Below are 2,577 nucleotides of genomic sequence, written 5' to 3'. Positions count from 1 at the left end.
ACGTGGTACACACTTCCACGACCGCCCAGAATATGATAAAAAATTTTCAAGAGACCGTGAAGATTTACGAACAGGGCAAGAAGTATTACGACGGTGCGCCCGTATAGGCGATATAATAAATGTAGCATTGGCAAGCTATTAGGTAAGTGTTCCAATATTTACCTATCATCACCAGCTTATCTGCCCACGAAAGGACGGCAGGGAGTATAGCACGCTGGAAAGCCATAAGTCAATTAGTTATCAAATTGCAACTGAATGGTGAGATGAAACAGATAGATACGAGGATAAAATCCAAACTGATTGAATGATAGTCCAAGTGAACCCAGTATGTTTTATAGTGAAAGATAACTTAACTCGCTATACCGTAATACCTCTGTTGCGAGCGTCGTGTAGTAGAGGCAGGAACAAATTACGGCACAACCGCAGTAAGCGGTAACGGGCGGAAGTCATATCCGACAATCTATCATAGCCATGTTATTATATCGTAAACGGGGATTGCCTAAATCGGAACGCCGCAAGGCTATTAGGTACAGACCTATGAAAATCCGACAAGGCAACGGAGCTTCCGTAGTAGTCTGAGCAGGGGAAAGCCCTGTACATGGCGAAGGGAAGCAGCTAATAATTTTAATGCAAATAACGGAAAATGTGAGAGACATTATGAGAAGTCCAGAGTATGTATTAAACAGTCTAACGGAACACAGTGAAAATTTGAATTACAAGTTTGAACGCTTGTACCGTATCTTTTTCAATGAGGAAATGTATTACGTTGCCTACCAACGCATATATGCGAAACCGGGCAATATGACAGCAGGTGCAGATGGGAAAACCATTGACCAAATGAGCCTGAACCGAATTGAACAACTGATAACATCGTTGAAAGATGAGAGTTATCAGCCCCAACCCTCAAAACGGATGTATATCCCAAAGAAAAATGGGAAAATGCGTCCATTAGGTGTACCAGCTTTTAATGATAAATTATTGCAGGAAGTGGTCAGAATGATATTGGAAGCCATCTATGAAAGACAGTTTGAAAAAACGTCACATGGCTTCCGACCTCTAAGAAGCTGCCACACTGCCTTGTCTGATATTCAGAAGACATTTTCGGGCGTGAAATGGTTCGTAGAAGGTGATATTAAGGGATTTTTCGACAATATCAATCATGAGATACTGATAGGTATTCTGAAAGAACGTATCGCTGACGAAAGATTTATTCGCTTGATTAGAAAATTTCTGAATGCAGGATATATCGAAGACTGGAACTTTCATAACTCCTACAGCGGAACACCGCAAGGCGGAATTGTCAGCCCTATCTTGGCAAACATATACCTTGATAAGTTGGATAAATTCATGAAGGAATACACTGGAAAATTTGATAAGGGGAAAGAACGGAAAAGAACTAAACAGGTAGTATCACTTGAAGGCAAACGACACCGTATTCTGAAAAAGTTGAAAGTGGTAAAAGACAAAAGTGAAAGGTCAGAATTGATAAGACAATATAAGGCTTATCAAAAAGAAGGTTTGCAGTATTCTGATGGTGACGAAATGGATATGAACTACAGAAAACTCAAATATGTGAGATATGCGGATGATTTTCTAATTGGAATTATTGGCAGTAAACAAGATGCTATCATCATCAAAGAGGACATAAAGAACTTCCTCTATGAAAAGTTGGCTCTTACACTGTCCGATGAGAAAACACTTATCACCCATGCTGAAAACGCTGCAAAATTTCTCGGATATGAGATTTTTGTAAGGAAATCCAATGACACCAAAAGAAGCAAATACGGAGTACTAAGACGTGTCTTCAATAAGAGGATACAATTGGCACTTGGAAAGGATACGTTTAAGAAAAAGTTGCTCGAATATCGTGTTTTAGAAATAAAGATACACAACGGCAAGGAGTATTGGAAAGCAAAATCCCGTCCCAAACTTTCAAACAACAATGACTTTGAGATACTTGACAGGTACAACAAGGAAATAAAGGGCATTTACAATTACTATTGTTTGGCTAACAATTGTAGTAGTCTGTCAAAACTTGGGTATATCATGAAATATAGTATGTACAAAACATTTGCGCAGAAATATCGGACAACGATGTCGCAAATCCGAAAAAAGTACACCAAGAATGGACTTTTTTCAGTTAGATACTATTTAAAGAACGGTACTGCCAAAGACTTGACCTTTTATCATGGTGGGTTCAAAAAGAAAAATCCAATGAACATTAAGGATTTAGACAACTTGCCCAAATTCACATATCATCCTACAAACACAAGTCTTATAGATAGGCTGAAAGCGGAAAAATGTGAATTATGTGGAGCAGTCGATAAGTTAGTGATGCACCATGTGAGAAAATTAAAAAATCTTCAAGGGAAAACTACCTGCGAAAAACAAATGATGGCTCGCAAACGAAAGACTATTGCCATATGTGGTAAGTGTTACAAAAAACTCAGTAACAATGAATAGATTGATATTATTAGTAGAAAGCCGGATACGCGGAGACGTGTACGTCCGGTTTGGGGGCGAGCTTCCGAAAACCCACCGTAGTAATACGGCAGGGCGTTGGATGCTTAGCCTACC

Annotated in this window: 1 protein-coding gene and 2 pseudogenes; all 3 read left to right on the top strand. The window is 39.2% G+C overall.

Features of this window, described 5'->3' with window-relative positions:
- A pseudogene (locus ACT8YW_RS22890) lies at positions 1–92 on the top strand (DUF4141 domain-containing protein); the annotation flags it as partial.
- A 565-nt stretch (positions 93–657) separates the two neighbouring features.
- Positions 658–2,463: a reverse transcriptase/maturase family protein gene (locus ACT8YW_RS22885; protein WP_032535361.1), complete on the top strand. Its 1,806-nt coding sequence runs from the start codon at positions 658–660 to the stop codon at positions 2,461–2,463.
- A pseudogene (locus tag ACT8YW_RS22880) lies at positions 2,456–2,577 on the top strand (conjugal transfer protein TraI); the annotation flags it as partial. The gene ACT8YW_RS22885 and the pseudogene ACT8YW_RS22880, both read left to right, overlap by 8 nt.

The sequence above is a fragment of the Bacteroides sp. genome (assembly GCF_052357945.1).
Classification (GTDB): Bacteria; Bacteroidota; Bacteroidia; order Bacteroidales; family Bacteroidaceae; genus Bacteroides.
The sequence above is the reverse complement of the archived record's forward strand: the minus strand, read 5'-3'. Positions and strand labels throughout refer to the sequence as shown.